Genomic DNA, 19860 nt, shown 5'->3' on the forward strand with positions numbered 1-19860 from the left:
GTGAGAAGCATCAGAAGCGCGAACAGAAGCGGAGACTGTAGCTTTCGGCCGAAACGTAACGCCATCCGCATTCTCCCGCTGTCCGCACCGAAAGAAGGGCGTCAGTTCCGCGCGGCTCACGCAGGCGATGCAATGTCTGGCTGGCGTTGAACCGCTGCCCCAGATGTTTATGCCAAGCGCCGACGTGCACGTCACTTACTCTTCTGTAAATTCATTCAAACATGCCTGGCTGTCGTTTGTCTACCGAATAAGTATATGTTTAACAAATATTTAATCGTCGGTAGCCCGCTGAGACTATGATGAGTTTCAAAGCGAGGCGGTGTGCGCAAGCTGATGAGCGATTATAGTTTCCGGATTTACTTCAGCGGGTAATGATTTCGTTAACGAAATAAATGTGAGATATCACATTTCCGCACAATGTTATTTATAAATATCTATAGCCTTGGCGATACCACTGGCGCAGGGCCAGACCCATGAACGGGATTTCCATCAGCGCCGAAACATAATTCACTAACCGCCATTGGGAGGCATGATCCGCGGCTCTCTTCCGAGTTTCGGATGAGCAATGGGCGCGGATCGAAGCGCTCCTGTCGCAGGATGTTCGTGAAATACCGCGGGGAAATGATCGCCGCGGGCTCTCTGGCATTGTCCATGGATAGGGAGCGGCGGTCGCTGGGGCGATTATTCCGAGTACGTCTATGGGCCGGAGATACGCTCTACAACCGCTTCCGGCGCTGGGCCGAACGCGGCTCAACCGTAATCGTCCATCAACAGACGAAGAATATCGAACATTTTTGGGGCCGTTCGCGGGTCGTTCAGTCCTGGACAGGCAATCGGAAGGCTGACAGGAATTTGGCAGCAAAGACCCGGGATCGAGGCGCGTCGCCGACGGAACTGACAATGAGAAAGGCGGAGCCCGTAGGCCCCGCCCTGATTTGTTGCAGTCTAAGCTACTTGCTAGCGACCAGACCGCGATCTCATGAATAGGTAAGTTTACAACGAAGATAGCTTTTCGTGCAACATAGAAAATTGCGGTTGAGCTACAACTCGGTTATCGCTAGCATTCAAAAGATCACGGTCTACTCGCAGCTACATACTAAGGACGCTTTCCAAATAGAGTGCGATAGTTGTAAATTGTGGCCAAGGTTTGGAAGCTTGGCCTACGCCTCTGATATCTCTTGGGAAGAGAGGGTGATCCGTTTCTGGTTTGGACCCAGGACGGATCACCCGTACATCGGCGATCGGACAAGCATACAAAAAGTGAATGCATCTGCAAGGCTAAATTTGAAAAACATCCCCTATAAACTAAGGATGCTTTTCTTGATTGACAATGTTTATGCTTGGTTCGAAATGAGCCTACTCGGCATCGGCTGCTGAAAGCAACTACTGGGGGGCCTTGATGAAGGAAGAAATCTCATATCGGCTTGGCTTGGACCTAGGTACTGATTCCCTTGGTTGGATCATAGTTCGTTTGAACAGTAGAGGGCGTACGGCAGCAATTCTTGACGGCGGCGTCCGGATCTATTCCGATGGACGCGAGGCGAAGTCCGGGACGTCGCTGGCGGTGGACCGGCGCAACGCGCGGGCGGCGCGGCGGCGGCGGGACCGTTATTTGCGGCGGCGGGAGGTTCTGCTGGCGGAACTGGTGCGCTTGGGGCTGATGCCTGAGGACGAGGCCGAGCGTCAGTCGCTGAAACTGGTCGACCCCTATGAAATCCGCGCACAGGCGCTGACGCAGGCTGTACCGCCCGCCTTTCTGGGCCGGGCGCTGTTTCACCTGAATCAGCGGCGTGGGTTCAAGTCCAACCGCAAGGCGGAGCGCGGCTCGGACGAGGATTTGGGCATCGTCGCGCAAGGCCATGAGACGCTGGATGACGCCATGGCAGAGGCGGGTGCGAAGACCTTTGGGCAGTTTCTGGCCATGCGCCATGCGAACAGCGGGCGGACACGGGTCAGGAAGGCGGATGATGAGGATGGCTATGCCTTTTATCCTGCGCGGCGGCATCTGGAGGCCGAATTCGCCGCGTTGTGGGAGGCGCAGGCCCGCCATCATCCTGATATATTGACCGATGAAGCGCGGGACCGCCTATACGACGTGATCTTTTACCAGCGTCCGCTGAAAGCGCCCGAAGTGGGCCGTTGTACCTATAATGACGAGCCGCGCATGGCAAAAGCGCACCCGCTGTTCCAGCGTTTGCGCCTGGTGAAGTCGATCAATGAACTGACTGTCGAACTGACCGGGGAAGAGCCCCGCGCGCTGACCATGGAAGAGCGGGACAATATCCTGCGCACGTTCCGGTCCGCGACGGCGACCAAGAAGTCGGTGACATGGGGATCACTGCGAAAGGCGGCGAAAAGCCTGAAGAACACGCGCTTCAAGGGCGAAGAACAGCGCGGCAAGGGGCTGGTCGGCGACGAGATCGAGCATGAACTGGTAAAACGGCTTGGTCCTGTCTGGCGCGAATTCGATCTGGACCGGCAGTGGAGGATCGTCGAGCGATTGCTTAACGAGGAAGAACTGGATGTTCTGGTGCCCTGGTTGATGGCGGAGCTTGATGTCGATGACGAACAGGCGCGGGAGATCGCGGCGGCCAGGCTTCCGGAAGGATATGGGCGCGTCGGACCAACCGCGGCGGCGGCGATCTTAAAGGAATTGATGGCGCGGGAGACGGACGACGGTTTTGTCATTCCGGAAGCCAAGGCTGTCGAATTAAGTCCCGACCTTGGCCACCATAGCGATTTTCGCACCGGCGAGATTTTCGAGACCCTGCCTTATTATGGCGAGATTCTGGAGCGCAACATTCCGCCCGGCTCTCAAGACCCCGACGAGTGTGACGAAAAGCGGTTCGGGCGCATCACCAACCCCACTGTGCACATCGGCATGGGGCAGCTGCGCCGGGTCGTCAATGCGATCATCGCAAAACACGGAAAGCCTGCGGAAATCGTCGTTGAACTGGCGCGCGACCTGAAACTGTCTGAAGATGACAAGAAGGAGCTGAACCGCCGCAATGCGAAAAATCGCGACGAGGCGATCCGGCGCGGGGAAAAGCTGCAAGAAATCGGCGTCGCCAATAATGGCCGTAACCGTGCGACCCTCAGACTGTGGGAAGAGCTGCATCCCGATCCAAAGGCGCGGGTTTGCATCTATACGGGGACGCCCATCGGTATTGAAATGCTGTTTTCCGGCGTAACCGATATCGATCATATCCTGCCGATCCGCGAAACGTTGGACGACAGCGGGGCGAACCAGCTGGTCTGCATGGCGGCGGCAAACCGCCGGAAATCCAACCGCACGCCCTATGACGCATTTGGCGGGCAACAGGACTGGGAGGATATCGCCAGCCGCGCGGCCAAACTGCCGCCGAACAAACGCTGGCGGTTCGCGCCTGACGCGCTGTCGCGCTTTGCCGATCAGGGCGGCTTCCTCGCGCGGCAACTGACCGACACGCAATATCTGTCGCGGCTGGCGAAGGATTATCTTGCCGCGCTTTATCCCGAAACCGGTCCGGGCAGCCAGAAAGTGCGGGTGATTCCGGGACGGCTGACGGAAATGCTGCGGCGGCAATGGGGGCTGAACAGCCTGCTCCCTGATCACAATATGGTCGGTGCGGATGTCAGTCTGAACAAAGCGAAAAATCGCCTCGACCACCGCCACCACATGATCGACGCCTTCGTCACCGCGGTCACGGATCAGTCGCTGATGCAGCGCGTGGCCACAGCGGCGGGCGCGAATGACGACCAGGGCCTTGATAATATCTTTGCCGGCATGCCGGAGCCGTGGAAAGGATTTCGCGAGGATCTGGAGCGTCTGGTCAACCGCGTCACGGTCAGCCACAAGCCCGACCGTGGCCATCCCGGTACGCGCCAGCAGCAGCGCATCGGCAGGGACGAGACGGCGGGCCAGCTTCACAACGACACGGCCTATGGCCTGACCGGGGAGACGGACGAGAAGGGCAATGAAATCGTCGTGCGGCGCGTACCGCTATTGTCGCTGACCAACGAAAAGAAGATCATGCAGGTGCGCGACCCCGACCTGCGCAACGCCCTGTGGACCGCGACGCGCGGGCTTAAGGGCAGGGCATGGGAGCAGGCGTTGCGCGGCTTTGCCCTAACCGGTGCGCCGGGTGTCACCGACAGGCATGGCAATCCCATGTACAGGGGTATTCGTCACGTGCGCGTGACCGAACCGCTGAAGACGGTGAAGATCCGCGATCGGGATGGTCGTGCTTACAAAGGCTATAAAGGCGATGCGAATTATCGCTACGACGTTTGGGAAATGCCGGATGGCAAGTGGGTGACGAAATGGAAGACGCGCGATGGCGCGCCAGAGTCGAGCATCATCACCATGTATGACGCGCATCAGCCTGAAGTCGGCGGGCAGGAATCGCGCCCTCATCCAGCGGCTCGGCGCGTTCTGAAGCTGCATCAAAATGACATGGTCGCCTTTGACCATCCTTCCGAAGGGACAGTGATTGGCCGTGTCGTCAAATTCGGCCAAAACGGGCAAATCACGCTAGTGCTACACAGGGAAGCGGGCGACCTGAAGCGACGCGATGCGGATGCCGACGATCCTTTCAAATATTACGCGCCCACCGCTGGCGGTCTTAAAAAGGCAAATGCCCGCCAGATACGTATCGACGAACTGGGCCAGGTCTGGGATCCAGGACCGCCAAAATAATACGCTGTTGGTCGCTACCGGGACCGAACACCTCCGCTTAACCTGTATCCCGTAAATACAGCATGATAGCGTTGGGAGGCGCAAAAGATGAGCATCGACCGGGTCGTCGATATTGCGGATAATGGCCAGCATCTGTCCTTGCACCGCGGCTTTCTGCTGGTCAGCCGGGACCACGAAGAAGTAGGTCGTGTGCCGCTGGATGATATCAGCGCGCTCATCGTGCATGGCCACGGCACCACCCTGTCGGCGAATCTGATCGCCGCGCTCGCCGAACGTAGTGTTTTCGGTGTGCTCTGCGGTAGGAATCACCAGCCCGTGGCCTGTCTGTGGCCCCTGTCCGGTCATCATGCGCAGGGCGCGCGGATGCGGGCGCAGCTGACAGCGGCCCTGCCGCTCAAAAAGCGGCTATGGAAACAGCTGATACAGGCGAAAATCCGTGCGCAGGCCGCCGTTCTGGCGGCAGCCGGGCACTCACCGGAGGCTCTGGAGCATATGGCGCGGCGCGTCCGCACAGGTGACCCTGAGAATATCGAGGCGCAGGCGGCGCGGCGATACTGGGCCCGGCTGATGGGCGGGGAATTTCGGCGCGACCGGGACAAGCCCGGAACCAATGCCCTCCTGAATTACGGTTATGCCGTCATGCGCGCGGCATGTGCCCGGGCCATTGTGGCCAGCGGACTTCACCCGACCATTGCCGTGCATCACAGTGCGGGCCACAATGATTTTGCGCTGGCGGATGATCTCATCGAGCCGTTCCGACCCTATGTCGATATGGCGGTGCGGAACATGGCGGCGTCGGGGATGATGGATGTCGATAGCCAGGTAAAAGCCCGCTTGGCCGGATTGCTGGCGGAGGACCTGCATCTACCGCATGGGGTCAGTCCAGTCGCGGTTGCCATTCGCCGCGCCGCCCACTCTTTGGCCATGGCCTTCATGGGGAACGCGGCTCAGCTCGACCTGCCGGCATCGCCGCCACCTGTGCAGTTGGCGGCTCTGGGCCGTGCCTGAACCGCGCGCGGATTCCGCCGCCCATACAGGTGCGGCGCATTCAACCCAATTGAGTGGATATCGCCTGATGTGGATCATCTGTATGTTCGACCTGCCGGTCGATACAAAACCGAACCGGCACGCGGCCACCAAATTTCGCGAATTCCTGCTAGACGAAGGCTTCGAAATGAGCCAGTTTTCCGTTTATGCCCGCTTTTGTTCAGGCAAGGAACAGTTCGAAACGCTGTCTGGTCGAATCGAACGGGGATTGCCGCCTGAAGGCGATGTTCACCTCTTGGGATTCACGGATAGACAATATGAGAACATCGTCCGATTTTCGTCCCAGCGCCGACTCAGACGCAAGAAAAGCCCCGGACAGCTGGCATTATTCTAGCTATGCGGACTGGTTTTCCGCCATTGTTAATGACAGAAAATCTTTCCTTTTCAATTACCAAGCAGGTGATCCGCTTAGCAATTCATGAGATCGCGGTCCAACCGCAGCATGGCGCCGTGTGTCTCGTTGGCGATGAAGCTTAGCAATTCATGAGATCGCGGTCCAACCGCAGCCCGTATTGTCGCCGTCCGTCGCCAGATAGGGCTTAGCAATTCATGAGATCGCGGTCCAACCGCAGCGGCGTCGAGCATCGTGCTCCGAGCGATATTGCTTAGCAATTCATGAGATCGCGGTCCAACCGCAGCTGGCCGGTTCGTCCTTACGCTTTGCAACTGCTTAGCAATTCATGAGATCGCGGTCCAACCGCAGCAACACTACGGCGGCGATTGTGCCGAACGTTGCTTAGCAATTCATGAGATCGCGGTCCAACCGCAGCTCCTTGTATCCGCGCGCCTTCGTTCCAAGAGCTTAGCAATTCATGAGATCGCGGTCCAACCGCAGCCGCTTGAAGATGTTGCCGATATTCTTGACGCTTAGCAATTCATGAGATCGCGGTCCAACCGCAGCAGGAAGAGGCAGCGGATGACGACGAGGGCGGCTTAGCAATTCATGAGATCGCGGTCCAACCGCAGCTATACAGAGCGGGCATACCCCACTTTACCCGCTTAGCAATTCATGAGATCGCGGTCCAACCGCAGCACGGGTAGCGAACAGCTTTGGGCGGCGGTGCTTAGCAATTCATGAGATCGCGGTCCAACCGCAGCCGCCAGTCTGACTGCTGAATGGTCGTCGATGCTTAGCAATTCATGAGATCGCGGTCCAACCGCAGCATGCCGAGCTCTTCAATAATTATCTGCGCTGCTTAGCAATTCATGAGATCGCGGTCCAACCGCAGCGTCATTGGTTCGTGTGTGACGCAAAGTACGGCTTAGCAATTCATGAGATCGCGGTCCAACCGCAGCCGACGGGATGGTGACCGCGCGCCGTGGTCGGCTTAGCAATTCATGAGATCGCGGTCCAACCGCAGCTTTATTGTTTGCGTTGACAGTTCATACGACGCTTAGCAATTCATGAGATCGCGGTCCAACCGCAGCCGACCGCTGGAACACATTCTTTCATCCTCTGCTTAGCAATTCATGAGATCGCGGTCCAACCGCAGCGTCCATGAAAAGTCTTACAGCACGGGAGCCGCTTAGCAATTCATGAGATCGCGGTCCAACCGCAGCAACGCGGCGGCGAATGCGCTGCATCGGAAGGCTTAGCAATTCATGAGATCGCGGTCCAACCGCAGCAACTTGTCCTGTTTCGAGGACGTGAGATTCGCTTAGCAATTCATGAGATCGCGGTCCAACCGCAGCCCGTCAGCGAGTGCGTTCTGGATAGCGAATGCTTAGCAATTCATGAGATCGCGGTCCAACCGCAGCTGCGCAGGCGCGACCATTCACTCATGCCGATGCCGATGTTGCGGGTTCGGCAACGAGAAGGTTGAAAATGTGTTATTTCGTTTTGAGGGGACATCTCTCATTGATCGAAAATGGCGCAAGCGGCGGGCGGTGCCCTCTTGCTTCGCGCGGCTTCGGGTGGAGAGTGTCATGACGATAAACCAGGCCCCGATCTTCAAGCGGGTCGATCATGTTTCGCTGACCGTTTCGGACCTTGAAGCGGCGCTCGGATTTTACACCGATGTCATGGGCGCCCGGCAGCTCTATCGCATGGGGCCGTTCGATGCCGCTGAGATCCCGCCCATGGAAGACGGTCGGGACTGGACGGATGCGCATGTGAATGTTCCGGGTGCACGCCTTGAGATCGCGATGGTGGAACTTGCCGACAATCTTCGTATGGAGCTGTTCGCCTATGCCAAACCGGACAATGCGCGAACCGAGCCGCCGCGCAACTGCGATGTTGGCAGCCGCCATCTTTGCCTGGAAGTCGAAGACGTCGAAGCGACGGTCGGTTATATGGTGAAACATGGGTGCAGGGCCATGGCCGGGCCGATCCGGTCAGAAGACGGTCCCGGCGATCCATCGCTTTCCTGGTATATTCTTGATCCGTTTGGCCATCAGCTGGAATTGGTCGAATATCTATGAGGGCGCGCGCCGCGCAGATCTGGGTCCTGACAGGCCTTCTGCTGCTTGGCGCCGCCGGTACGCAGGCCAAAACCCCGCTCTCGCTCGACGCCATTTTCGCAGGAGACCTCGCGCAGGGGCCAGCGATCGCGCAGACCTGCTGGAATGAGGATGGCGCCGGTTTCTCCTATCTGTCCCGCGATCCGGAGACCGGACTTGCCGGCATTCACAGCCAGGATGTCGATGGCGGCGATCCAAAGCCGGTCATCGCAGCGGGCCAGCTGTCATATAAAGGCCGTCCGCTCCATATCGGCTGGCGCGATTGTACGCGGAACGACCGTTTCAAACTGCTCTCGGAAGGAGAGGTCCGGACCTGGGATGGAGCCGCGGAGGCGGTTCATTACATTTATGACATACAATCGCGCGCATTGCGGCCTCTGGTGGGTGAAAACGAGCCGACCCGATATGCCGAGCTGTCCCCTGGCGGCGACCATGTCGGCTATGTCCGTAATAATAATCTATATGTCGCCGACCTTCGAGACCTGCGTCCGCAAGCGGTCACATCCGATGGCGACGCGAATATCTTCAATGGGATATTCGATTATGGCAGTACCGAATTCGGACCGTGGCGGGCCTGGCACTGGTCCCCGGACGGCAGCAGGATCGCATTCTGGCGCCTTGATGCGAGCGATGTCAAAACCTTCCATATCGTCGACGAGCTGGGCAAATATAACAGCGTCAACGCCTTGAAATATCCCAATACGGGGGAGCGGCACGCGCGCATTAAAATTGGCGTTTACGATTTGCGGGCCGGCCGCACCACATGGGTCGATACAGGCGACAATCCGGATGATTACATCCCGCGCATCACCTGGTCGGGCGATTCCAGGAATTTGATTATCCAGCGTCTGAGCCGGGATCACAAGACCCTCGACCTGCTGCTGGCCGACAGCCGCTCGGGGGCCAGTCGCGCGATTCACCGGGAAACCGACAGGGCATGGATCGATATCACCGACGATCTGCTGGCCCTGTCGAGCCGTCAGGGGTTCGTGTGGACATCGGAAGAAAGCGGCTATCGCCACGCCTATCTGTTCGATGAGTCCGGTGAGAAGTGGCAGCTGACCGAAGGGGACTGGGAAATTTCCTCCCTTATCTCGGTCGATGAAGCCCGCGGGTGGCTCTATTTCTACGCCAAGAAAGACGGCTTCATAAACCAGCACGTCTACCGTGTGAAACTCGATGGCAGCGGCCTTGAAAAAATATCCGGGCCACCCGGCTGGCATGAATGGCAGGTATCGCCAGACGGCGACCTTGCGATCGCCAGATTTTCGGACATCCGAACGCCGACGACGATCTCGCTCATGCGCACAGATGGGACGCACCTCGCGCTTCTCGACGGCGGGATGACGGAAAAGCTCGCCGAATATGCGCTTCCGCAGCCCGAATTCCTCGAGATCGAGACGTCGGACGGTATCCGCCTGAATGCGATGATGATCAGGCCGAGCCATTTCGACGAACGAAAGACATACCCGGTCATCGCCTATGGCTATGGGAATGCCGGTTCGCAGGTGGTGACCAATCGCTGGGGCAATTGGCGCGGGCCATCGCGGCTGCTGTGGCACAAATATATGGCGCAGCGGGGATATATCGTCTTCAGCGTCGACAACCGTACGACCGCGGGGCGCGGCAAGGCGGCGAAGAATCTCACCTATGGCCATTATGCCAAATATGCGGTGAACGATCAGCTGGAGGCCGCCCGCTATCTCAAATCCCTGCCTTATGTCGATGGCGAACGTCTCGGCTTCTGGGGCTGGAGCGGCGGCGCCTATCTTGCCAACGCGCTGATGACCAAGGGCGCACCGCATTTCAAGGTCGGCGTGAGCGTAGCCCCGGTGATCGACCTGTCGCGCTATCAATCGGTTGGGGTTGAACGGTGGATGGGCCAGCTCGATGAGAATCCGGCAGGCTATTACCAAACCAACCTGATCAATTTCGCCGACCGGCTGGAGGGTAAGCTCCTGCTGATCCACGGCACCGCCGACGAGAATGTAAAATATGGTTTCACGCTGCAATTCGCCGACGCCCTGATCCGGGCGGACAAGCAATTCGATATGATGATCTATCCCGGTCAGCATCATGGCCTGAGCGATGTGCAGCAGCATGTCTATACCCGGATCAGCGCCTATTTTGACGACCATCTTTAACCGCCCGCAAGGAGACCGCCCGTGATCCACGATGCCGTGAACCCCGATCATATGTACGACAGCCTGGCATTCGGGTTTTCCCATGCGTGCCGGACGGACCGGCAGCTCACCATCCACTGCGCGGGTCAGGTGGCCTGGGACAGGGCCGGCAATCTGGTGGGGGAGGGCGATATAGCGGCCCAGGCCCGTCAGGCGCTGGCAAACCTGAAAACGGTACTGACGGCTGCCGGCGCGGGTATTGAGGATCTCGTCCGTATCAGAACCTATGTCGTGCAGCATAAGCCCGAATATCTCGAGCCGGTGGGCATGGCGCTGGGCGAATTCTACGGCGATATCACACCGGCGCCGAACACCTGGATCGGCGTTCACAGCCTGGCCATGCCGGAATTCCTGATCGAGGTGGAAGCGACCGCCGCACTGCCCGGCTGAATCGGCGGGTAGCCGCCGCCCCTGTCAAGTCCCTGTACCGGCGAACCCTTGTTTCGCCGCCTTTTTCCGAAAGAGACCCCATGAAGCTCCCCGGCAATATCCTGATGATCGGCATCACCATGACAGCATCGCTCGCGGCGGTGCCCGCGGCTGCGGAGGACCAGGAATTATACGCGCTGCTCGGTACGATCTATGAGAACGATATCGCGGAAAGCCCGATGCTTTCGGCAAGCCTCGGGCTGGACCGCGACAGCGACCGCTGGGACGATATGTCCGGCGACGCGCTGGACCGCAAGGCCGAGCGAACACGGCGCGAGCTTGCCGCGCTGAGGGCGCAATTCGATCCCGAACGGCTCAGTCCGCGCGCGCTGTTACATTACCGCGTGCTGGAAGATGAGCTGCAGCTCCGTCTGGAGCGCGACCGGTGGCGCTACCACCATTATCCGCTGAACCAGATCGTCGGCCTGCATTTGAGCATCCCGGGCACCCTCACCAAGCAACACCCGGTCGCGGATAAAGTCGATGCCGAGGCCTATATTGCGCGATTGGAAGCGGTCGGGCCTCTACTGGGTGATTTCGTTCAGCATATGGAGGCGCGTACGTCGCGCGGCCTGTACGGGCCGCGCACGGTCTATCCGCGCCTGCTTGAGGGCGCGCGGGCGCTTGTTACGGGCGCTCCGTTCGATGCCGATGGCGACAATCTGATATGGGCGGATTTCAGGGAGAAGGTCGCGGCGCTGGATGTGACCGAGGATGAACGGGACGCCCTTCTGCACCGGGCCTCCGCAGCGTTGAAAGCCAGTTTCAGGCCGGGATATGAGCGCCTGATCGCGCAGCTGGAGCGGGAGCAGCGTGCCTCGCCGGTCGATGGCGGGGTCTGGCAGCTTGCCGATGGCGATGAATATTACGCCTTCCTGGTCCGGCAGTTCACCACCACGGACCTCACGCCGGCTGAGATTCATGAGCTGGGTTTGCGCGAAGTGAAGCGCATTCACACGGAGATGGACGCCATTCGCACCCAGGTCGGGTTCGATGGCGATCTGCAGGCGTTCTTCGCACATTTGCAAACCGATCCGCGATATTATCTGCCCGATACGGAGGAGGGGCGTCTGGCCTATCTGGCGACGGCGCGCGCCGATCTTGCGCGCATGAAGGCCAATATCACGCGGGCCTTTTACGCCGCGCCGCCGATTGACCTGGAGGTCAGGCGATTTGAGCCATATCGCGAAAAATCATCGGCTGGCGCGCTCTATGAAGAAGGCACGGCCGATGGCAGCAGACCCGGACGGGTTTTCCTGAAGCTCGATGATATGGGCGGTATGGCACTGCATGACCGGGAAGCGCTGATCTATCACGAAGGCCTGCCGGGCCATCATATGCAGATATCGACGATCCTGGCCGACAGTGAAATGCCGGAGCTGCGCAAGCTGAGCCTATGGTATTCGAACAGTGCCTATGTCGAAGGCTGGGCGCTCTATGCAGAGGCCCTGGCGAAGGAGCTGGGTGGGTATCAAAGCCCTTATTCGGACTTCGGACGCCTGTCGGCGGAGCTATGGCGGGCGACGCGCCTGGTGGTCGACAGCGGTCTGCATTACAAAAGATGGACACCCGAGCAGGCGATTGCCTATCTTGAGGCGAATACGCCCAGCGCGCGAGAGGCGAACATCCGCGCGGTCGATCGCTATCTCGCGGTTCCCGGCCAGGCCACCAGCTTCAAGGTCGGGATGATCCGCATTCAGGAAAAGCGCGAAGACGCACGTGCCAGACTGGGCGACCGTTTCGATATTCGCGGTTATCATCAGGCGGTACTGGAAAATGGCTATGTGCCGCTATGGGCGATGGAAGGCTGGGTGGATCACTGGGTCGAGCAGCAGCTGGACGGCAGCGAGGCCCAGTAATCCCAAGGCATTATCCGCAAAGTGCGGGCATGCTATTCGGTGGGTTGCCCATCTTCATCGAAGTGGAAAAAGTTGATCAGGTCGATCTTGCCGTCCTTGATTTCGGCATAGCCCATCACGTGCGTATAGCCGCCCGGCGGATCGGCGGAGTCCTTCTTCCCGCGATTGACATGATAGGTGAAGATCCTGTCACCGGAGACGAACTCCTCGCGCATCGGCAGAACGATTTCTATCGAATGATACTCGTCTTTGATGGCGTTGAAGCGTTCGGTGAGCGATTTGAGCCCGGCCGGTGAACGGCGGCCATTTATCTCGAACACGATATCGTCCGTGAAATACTGGCCAAAGCCCTCCTGAGTGAAGGGTCTGTCGCTCGCAAATTCGGCGTTCCACCATTCGAACATGCCGGTCAGGACAGTCTTCCGGCTGTCGGCCAGCACCGCTGGCATAGCGTCGACTGGCACCGGCCCGGCGCGTAACACGCCATCGACGAAATCGCGCGTGCTGAACCTGTCCCCCAGCCTCGCCTGCTCCGCCGCCCATAATTCGCCAAACGCCCGATACCCCAGAAAGTAGGTGGTCAATTGAAGCGGGTCGCGAACGACGCGGTGCCACAGATTGGTGGCGAACTGCGGGGCCAGCAGTCCCTCCGTTGTCGCAAAATCGGTAAGCTGCCGCTCGCTCCAGCCTTCGCTATGGACCATCACGCTGGTATAGGCGCGGGTGGCGTTTTCGAGGCGTTTGCGCAGATGCGCCAGGCGCGTGAGGCGGTTGCCATCCGCCCAGCCGGCATCCAGCATCAGCTCTTCAGTGAACGTGCCCCAACCCTCGACATAAGTCTGGTTGGCGAACAGGGTGCGCACCGGCGGCGCATAGAGGACTGCCGTCTTATATTGCATGTAATGGCCGGGGAACATCTCATGAGAGATGATCATCGTGTTGAAGTGATCGTTGAACGAACGATAGAAGCCCGCCTTGCGCTCGGCCGGAGCATCGTCGGGCACATAGGGCAGGTAGAACAGTGTATCCGCCTGCGGACTGAAGGGGCCGGTCGGGTAGACGCCGCCAACGGCAGCTCCTGAGAAATGTTCCGGCGAAAGCGCGATGAACAGGGTTCGCGGGTCGGGAAGGGTCGCCAGGTCGTTCTCCCGAATGAAGGTCTCGGCTTTGGCGGTCAGTTCGGTAAAGCTCTTCAGCAATTCAGCGCCGTTCTGGACGCGGTCGTCCTCCATCGCCGCAATCGCGCGACCGAGCAGTTCAGGATCGGCTGGCACCGCGCCGCCATGGGTATCCTGCCACCATTCCCGGGACACATCGATCATCATCCGGCGCACAAGGCGAATTTCCGCCCGCGCGATTTGCGCCAGCTCCGCAGACTTGATCGTTCCGTCGGTATATATTTCCAGCTTGCGGCGATAGGCTTCCGGCCCATAGCTGTGCGGCACGGAGGCGTGCGGCAACACCCGCGCTTCGATATGATCGGCCAGACTTCGTATGGCGCTGACGGCGCCGCCAAGCCCGGTTTCCGTGTTCGAACCCCAGCTGGAAATGATCGCGGGTAAACGGCTTTCATAAAAACCGGCTGTTTGCCTGAGGATGCTGATGGCATCCGCCGTTTTATCCTGATTGCCTGCGGTCAGGTTGCGTGACCCTAGCTGCGCAAGAGCGCGGACGCCGGCCAGTCGGGCGCGCATCGCCGCGCGTTTTTCCGCATCCGAAAGATCGTCACGCACCAGCAAATGCGTCAGCGCCTGAGAGATGGTTTCGGCATACCATAGCGGCTGGTCGCTCAGAATCCGGTCCTGTTCCCACTGTTCGATTTCGGATCGAATCTGGCGCATGAGCACGCGGGCATCGATCTGCTTGGAGAACGGAAGCGCGGCGATATCGTCGGCGGTCAGTCCGCCCGCGACCTGACGGTTATACGCGACCCATTCATCGATACGAGGTTTCGCGAAGTCCTCGAACCGGGCGGCGGAGGGTTGATGCCCTTCGCTATAAGCGCGGCTTGGATAGAATTCGGTCCATTCTTCGATATAGCGATCGACGGTCGCATCGAATGACGATTTGTCCGCGAAACCCGTCAGCAGCAGAAACATTGCCGCGAAAACGGGCAGCAGATACAGCCTGTTCGGTCCACTCATGCGCATCACGGCTCACTCCTGAAGTTCGGGCTCCGCGCAGGCGAGGATTGACGATCTGCCGTTCGCGGAGCCCCCTGATGACCAGCGTCAGGCGGTCAATTGAACTTGACCTTCAGCCTGGCACCGTAGTTCCGGAAGGACGGTTCGATATGCAGGCCGCCGGTAAACGCCTTCTGGTAAGCGTTCGTATAGTAATTGCTGTCGAACAGGTTTTCCGCATAGACGGAGAAGGTATACCGCCCGGTCTCAATCCCCGCGCGCATGTTGAAAACGTCCCAGGCGGGCACCTCCCACGGGAAACCGGTCCGTATCAGCGCGGAATTGCTTGAGCGAATGCTGTCGCGATAATTCCATTCGCCGCGAACATAGGCCTCCATGTCGTCATTCACATCGAACGCATATTCGACGTCCGCCGCCAGCGTCCATTTGGGTGAGTTGGGGATGGTCCGCCCGTCGAGCACGCGGTTCTCACCATCGATGAAGGAGACGAAGGTTTTGTACTTGGCATCCAGATAGCCGACGCTCGCATTCACGGTCAGGCCGTCGGTCACCAGCGCATTGGCGGAAAGTTCGATGCCCTTGGAAACCGCTTTTTCCGCATTCTCGATACCGCCGAACAGGATCAGATTGCCATCCGGATCGGTGCCTGCCTGTTGAAACGTGGTCTGCAGGTCTTTCCAGTCCATGTAGAAAACCGCCGCATTGAACCGCAACCGCCGGTCGAAGGCATCGGCTTTTATCCCCAGCTCGTAATTCCAGATCGTTTCCGGATCATAGGCTTCCGCACCAGGGAAGGGACTGACCTGAACGCCCCCTGATTTGAAGCCTTTCGAAACCGTTCCGTAGATGCGCGTGGACTCATTGACGTCATAGCCAATGGCGAAGCGCGGCGAGAAATCCTTGAACGTCTCGTCAATCGAGGCGACCGTGACGGTGACACCGGAAAAGCCGGTCTCGTCCTGCTTGATCTTCTCGATGCTGTACCGGCCACCGAATGAGAGCGTAAGGCGGTCATAGATTTCCCAGTCCACCTGTCCGAAAACCGCGAAATTCTCAGAGCGTCCCTCTGACAGGCTCTGGTCGATCAGAAAGCCGTCGGGCAGACCGAACGGCATAGCCGCACCTACAAAAGTGTTGTTTTCCGACGTTCCTTTATCGAGCGCGTACAGCACGCCGATATTCCACAGGAACGGGCCGCTGCCGGTGTTCTGCACCCGCAATTCCTGACTGAAGCTACTGCGCGGCGTTTCGCGGAATTCGTTGAAATAATCGCCGCTCCCGCCGTCGATATCGCCTGCGAGGAAAAAGTCGGATTCCAGATATCCCGTGATGCTTGTCAGCAGCAGATCGTCAAATTCATATTCGGCGTTGGCAACGACATATTTAAATTCGGTGCCGACCGATTGCGGGCTGTTGAAATTGGTCCGGTTGCGGTTTTCCGGATAAAAACCGACACCGTCGGGATCGGGATCGGCCCGACCATCGCCATCCCGGTCCGGGAAGCTTGCATAAAGAACATCGCCCGCGAAGGTCGAGAACACACCGGAGGGAACCCCGGACCGCATGCCGCTCTCTTCATCAACGTAACTGCCGATCACGTCGATCGTCAGCCTGTCAGTGGGGGTAAACCGAAGCGAGCCTTTCAAATATTTGTAGGTCGCTTCATTGCCGCCGCCAATCGGGTTGATGTTTTTGATATTGCCGTCGGTTTTGAAGTATTTGGCGTTGAAGCGCGCCGCAAGAACGTCGGTCACGATGGGAATGTTGACGACAGCTTCGAGATCGACGGTGTCGAAGCGGCTGTAATCCGCCATCAGCGACCCGGAAAAATCATTATCGGGACGATTTGATGTAATGCTGATGCCGCCGCCGACCGCGTTCCTGCCAAAGTAAGTCGCTTGCGGGCCTCTGAGAATTTCCACCCGTTCGATATCCATGATCGGCGGGTTCACACTGCTGCCCGAAACGCTAAATCCGTCGACATAGAAGCCGAAGGTCGATGTGCGCAGCGCCGAATCCACCGCCAGGAAGTTGGTCACACCGCGAATGCTGAGTTCCCGGCGGGAACGGGCGCCATTTGAGATGAAGCTCGCATTGGGGGTCTGCGAGATGTAGTCCCCCACGTCGTCGAACATGTTCTTCTCGATCGTATCTTCATTAAAGGCCGAGATACTGATCGGAACATCCTGTAGCTTCTGCTCGCGCCGTTGGGCTGTGACAACGATTTCGGCGATGCCGCCATCGTCGGCCGCGTCATCGGTCTGATTCTGGCCAGGCGAACCCTCAACCTGCTCCTGCGCGGCTGCGCTGGTGGATAGCGCGATGACGCTTGCAGACAGGAGCCCGGTGTAAATGGCTTTGCCATTTCTCGCTTTGGCGAATCTCATAGTTCTTTCCCCATAGGTGTTCGATTATCAGCGACCGTGACATATGAGCCGAAAGCGCCATGTCGCGGATTAAACCTTGCCGGCCCCCTCGATACCGGAACTCGACCTTCTATAATTCGACGAGATCGGCATGTTGTTTCAATAACAGCGTGTGTCGGCATTCGTTGCGCCCAGTGCATCGCGGCGTAATTTACTTGCGGCACGCCGATGGCTGCGGGCTCATCAAGCCAGATTGAGCAGGAACACCGCACCGATTGTAACCGGCACCACGAGCCGTACGAGCCATAACCAGCACTGAAACAGTAAAGTGTCGCCCGTTGCGAGTTCATCAAGCAGGCTCGATCTTGACAGGCCCCAACCGGCCAGAAGGGCAACACTGATACCGCCGACCGGAAGCATAATGTTCGACACGAGATAATCGAGCAGGTCGAAAATGGTTTTCTCCGAAAAAGCCGGCACAGCCGCCAGCAGCCGAACATCGGCCCAGATATTGAACGAGAACACCGTCGCCAGGCCGAGGAGGAAAATCATCGACGCAATCACCCATGTCAGCGCGGCGCGGGAATATCTGGTGATGTCTTCGATGCTGGAGACCACGGCATCAAGCAGGGTTATCGAAGAGGTGAGCGCGGCAAAGGCAAGGAGCAGGTAAAAAAGTGGGCCGATAAAGGCGCCCCCCGGCATTTGACCAAAAGCGACCGGCAACGTCGCGAAGATCAAGCCAGGACCTTCGGTCGGCGACAGCCCGTTTGCGAACACGATAGGGAAAATGGCAAGACCGGCGACGATGGCGACGGTGCCGTCCGCGACCGCCACCACGATCGCCGATCGAACCAGCGGCGTTTCCTTATCCATGTAGGAGGCGATCGTCATCAATACGCCTGCCCCCACACCAAGAGAGAAAAACGCCTGGCCGAAAGCCATCAGCACGATCTTCGGTGTCAGTGCCGAAAAATCCGAGAAGAACATAAAGCGGAGCGCCTGGGCCATGTCGCCGTAGAAGACAGCGTAAATGACAAGCAGGATCAGCAGGATGAATAGCCCCGGCATCATCCAGCCGAGCATTTTTTCAAGCCCTCCCTTAATGCCAAGCGCAACCGTACCGGCAGTCAGGAGAAGAAACATGGCCTGGCCAACCATCATGCGACCCGGCGACGCAAGCAGCGTTCCCAGATCTTCTGCGGCGGTTGTTTCAGACACGAAATCGCGCGGGGAAAAAAGCGATGTGAGGAAATAGTCCAATGTCCATCCCGCCACGACCGAATAGAAGCTGAGCGCAATGAACACCGCAGAGATCGCAAGCCAGCCATACGCCCGCCAGCGAGGTGAAATGCCATCACCGGCGGAGAGGTTCCGCATGGTCCTTATCACGCCCGCGCCGCCTCTCCGGCCGATCAGGAACTCCGCGATCAGCGCGGGAAGGGCGATGCAAAACAGGGCCAGAACGTAAATGAGGACAAAGGCGCCGCCCCCATTGTCGCCCGCGACATAAGTGAATTTCCAGATGTTTGAGAGGCCAACGGCGCTCCCGATGGCGGCGGCAAGAAAATAGGCGTTGGACGTCCATTTCCGGTTTTGCAAAGCCACACCCCCCTATCAAAGACCATCTGGATTCAAATGCCCCCAGACGTGTCCGGAACGACCTTATCGGGCTCGTCAATCCAATGGCAATGTCATCGCAGCGCAGGAAATGTTGCTCCCCAGGCAACAGGCTGTCTATCCCAGCTCACGCTGAAAGCTGCCGCGCAAATTGGATAGAAACGCTTGCGCGGACAGCGGCAGCAGACGCCCGAGCCGGGTAACGATGCCGGCGGAAGTGTTCGAAAGGCTTTTGCTTCTGATCGGAACCGAAACAAGATGTCCTGCTTTCAGTTCCTTCAAGATCGCAAAATCAGGCAGGACCGTGACGCAGTCCGGTGCCATGACACGGTTTTTCAGGATCAGTAGGGAATTCGATATCATCGCTGGCGCCAGCGCGATCTTCTCATCGAAAGCGGCTCTTTCGATGACTTCACGAATTCTGAAATTTGGCGGCGGAAGCGCAAATTTGCTCGATGCCAGATCGGGGAGCCCGACCATCTCGCTTTGGGCAAGGGGATTGTCCGGCGACATCACCGCCTTCAGAGGCAGACTGTAGCTATGCTTGATCGAAATTCGCGGCAGGGTGGGGCAATCGAAGACCATGCCGATATGCACTTCGTCCTCTTCCACCATGGAAAGAACCTGGTTCGTGCCGGTCACCCTGACGTCGAGGTCGATGGCCGAATATCTGGTTAGAAATGCATGCATGGCCTCTGTGAACAGGTCGCCGACAAAGCCCTCGCCAATGGCAAGCCGGACGCAACCGCGCTGTAGCCCGCGTATCTCGTCGAGATGGGATGCCAGGGTTTCCTTGCGCGCGCGATCCTCGCGATAATATTCAACCGCCATCGCCCCGGCATCGGTCAGCTTGGCTTTGCCCCGGCCGCGTTCGAGCACAGGTGCGTCGAGCTCGTCCTCCAAAATGGCGATTTGCCGACTGACTGATGACGGCGCGACGTTCATTTTCTCGCTTGCCGCCCGCATGGAGCCGCACAGGCTCACCTCGTAAAGATAGCGTAATCTCGAAAGATTGAAGTTCATAAAGGGACGTCCTTAATTGCGTCATAGGCAACGGAAATACAAAATATTTGT

The 19860-nt window shown here is 58.4% G+C and carries 11 protein-coding genes and 1 CRISPR repeat array; of the genes, 7 read left to right on the forward strand and 4 right to left on the reverse strand.

Annotated elements, in window-relative coordinates; all coding sequences use genetic code 11:
• The first annotated feature begins 1399 nt into the window (after positions 1 to 1399).
• The 7 genes from cas9 (at position 1400) to KCG44_RS11880 (ending at position 12656) form a co-directional block, all read left to right on the forward strand.
• Entirely contained in the window at positions 1400 to 4678 is a 3279-nt protein-coding gene (cas9, locus tag KCG44_RS11850) for a type II CRISPR RNA-guided endonuclease Cas9 (protein WP_218446330.1), read from the forward strand.
• Between the two features lie 87 nt (positions 4679 to 4765).
• A complete protein-coding gene (cas1, locus tag KCG44_RS11855) occupies positions 4766 to 5686 on the forward strand; it encodes a type II CRISPR-associated endonuclease Cas1 (protein ID WP_218446331.1) in 921 nt (306 codons plus the stop codon).
• 67 nt (positions 5687 to 5753) lie between these two features.
• Positions 5754 to 6059, forward strand: a complete 306-nt coding sequence (gene cas2, locus KCG44_RS11860) for a CRISPR-associated endonuclease Cas2 (RefSeq protein ID WP_218446332.1) — start codon at positions 5754 to 5756, stop codon at positions 6057 to 6059.
• Positions 6060 to 6131: 72 nt separating this feature from the next.
• A CRISPR array of direct repeats spans positions 6132 to 7483; the repeat unit is 36 nt; unit sequence GCTTAGCAATTCATGAGATCGCGGTCCAACCGCAGC.
• Positions 7484 to 7651: 168 nt separating this feature from the next.
• On the forward strand, positions 7652 to 8146 hold the full coding sequence (locus KCG44_RS11865) for a VOC family protein (protein WP_218446333.1): 495 nt from the start codon (positions 7652 to 7654) through the stop codon (positions 8144 to 8146).
• Positions 8143 to 10329 (forward strand): S9 family peptidase, encoded by a 2187-nt coding sequence (locus tag KCG44_RS11870; RefSeq protein WP_218446334.1) that lies wholly within the window; start codon positions 8143 to 8145, stop codon positions 10327 to 10329. The genes KCG44_RS11865 and KCG44_RS11870 overlap by 4 nt, the downstream gene beginning before the upstream one ends.
• Positions 10330 to 10350: 21 nt before the next feature.
• Positions 10351 to 10758 carry a RidA family protein gene (locus KCG44_RS11875; protein ID WP_218446335.1) on the forward strand — a complete coding sequence of 136 codons (408 nt, stop codon included), beginning with the start codon at positions 10351 to 10353 and terminating at the stop codon, positions 10756 to 10758.
• Between the two features lie 80 nt (positions 10759 to 10838).
• Positions 10839 to 12656, forward strand: coding sequence for a DUF885 domain-containing protein (locus KCG44_RS11880; protein ID WP_218446336.1), 1818 nt, complete (start codon positions 10839 to 10841; stop codon positions 12654 to 12656).
• A 32-nt stretch (positions 12657 to 12688) separates the two neighbouring features.
• On the opposite strand, the gene KCG44_RS11885 is transcribed toward KCG44_RS11880, so the two are convergent.
• The 4 genes from KCG44_RS11885 to KCG44_RS11900 form a co-directional block, all read right to left on the reverse strand.
• Complete coding sequence (locus KCG44_RS11885) at positions 12689 to 14806, reverse strand: DUF885 family protein (RefSeq protein WP_255536567.1); 2118 nt, start codon at positions 14804 to 14806, stop codon at positions 12689 to 12691.
• An 89-nt stretch (positions 14807 to 14895) separates the two neighbouring features.
• Positions 14896 to 17187 carry a TonB-dependent receptor gene (locus KCG44_RS11890; RefSeq protein WP_218446338.1) on the reverse strand — a complete coding sequence of 764 codons (2292 nt, stop codon included), beginning with the start codon at positions 17185 to 17187 and terminating at the stop codon, positions 14896 to 14898.
• A gap of 222 nt (positions 17188 to 17409) precedes the next feature.
• Positions 17410 to 18768, reverse strand: coding sequence for a sodium-dependent transporter (locus tag KCG44_RS11895; RefSeq protein ID WP_218446339.1), 1359 nt, complete (start codon positions 18766 to 18768; stop codon positions 17410 to 17412).
• Between the two features lie 135 nt (positions 18769 to 18903).
• On the reverse strand, positions 18904 to 19809 hold the full coding sequence (locus KCG44_RS11900) for a LysR family transcriptional regulator (protein ID WP_218446340.1): 906 nt from the start codon (positions 19807 to 19809) through the stop codon (positions 18904 to 18906).
• Positions 19810 to 19860: the final 51 nt, after the last annotated feature.

It is taken from the genome of Pacificimonas pallii (assembly GCF_019204005.1).
In the GTDB taxonomy this organism is placed as follows: Bacteria; Pseudomonadota; Alphaproteobacteria; order Sphingomonadales; family Sphingomonadaceae; genus Pacificimonas; species Pacificimonas pallii.

What these genes read in the sequence shown, in the direction of transcription:
- KCG44_RS11885 (WP_255536567.1), bottom strand. Translation starts at nt 14,806, where the DNA reads ATGCGCATGAGTGGACCGAACAGGCTGTATCTGCTGCCCGTTTTCGCG.
- KCG44_RS11865 (WP_218446333.1), top strand. Translation starts at nt 7,652, where the DNA reads ATGACGATAAACCAGGCCCCGATCTTCAAGCGGGTCGATCATGTTTCG.
- KCG44_RS11890 (WP_218446338.1), bottom strand. Translation starts at nt 17,187, where the DNA reads ATGAGATTCGCCAAAGCGAGAAATGGCAAAGCCATTTACACCGGGCTC.
- KCG44_RS11900 (WP_218446340.1), bottom strand. Translation starts at nt 19,809, where the DNA reads ATGAACTTCAATCTTTCGAGATTACGCTATCTTTACGAGGTGAGCCTG.
- cas2 (WP_218446332.1), top strand. Translation starts at nt 5,754, where the DNA reads ATGTGGATCATCTGTATGTTCGACCTGCCGGTCGATACAAAACCGAAC.
- KCG44_RS11880 (WP_218446336.1), top strand. Translation starts at nt 10,839, where the DNA reads ATGAAGCTCCCCGGCAATATCCTGATGATCGGCATCACCATGACAGCA.
- cas9 (WP_218446330.1), top strand. Translation starts at nt 1,400, where the DNA reads ATGAAGGAAGAAATCTCATATCGGCTTGGCTTGGACCTAGGTACTGAT.
- KCG44_RS11870 (WP_218446334.1), top strand. Translation starts at nt 8,143, where the DNA reads ATGAGGGCGCGCGCCGCGCAGATCTGGGTCCTGACAGGCCTTCTGCTG.
- cas1 (WP_218446331.1), top strand. Translation starts at nt 4,766, where the DNA reads ATGAGCATCGACCGGGTCGTCGATATTGCGGATAATGGCCAGCATCTG.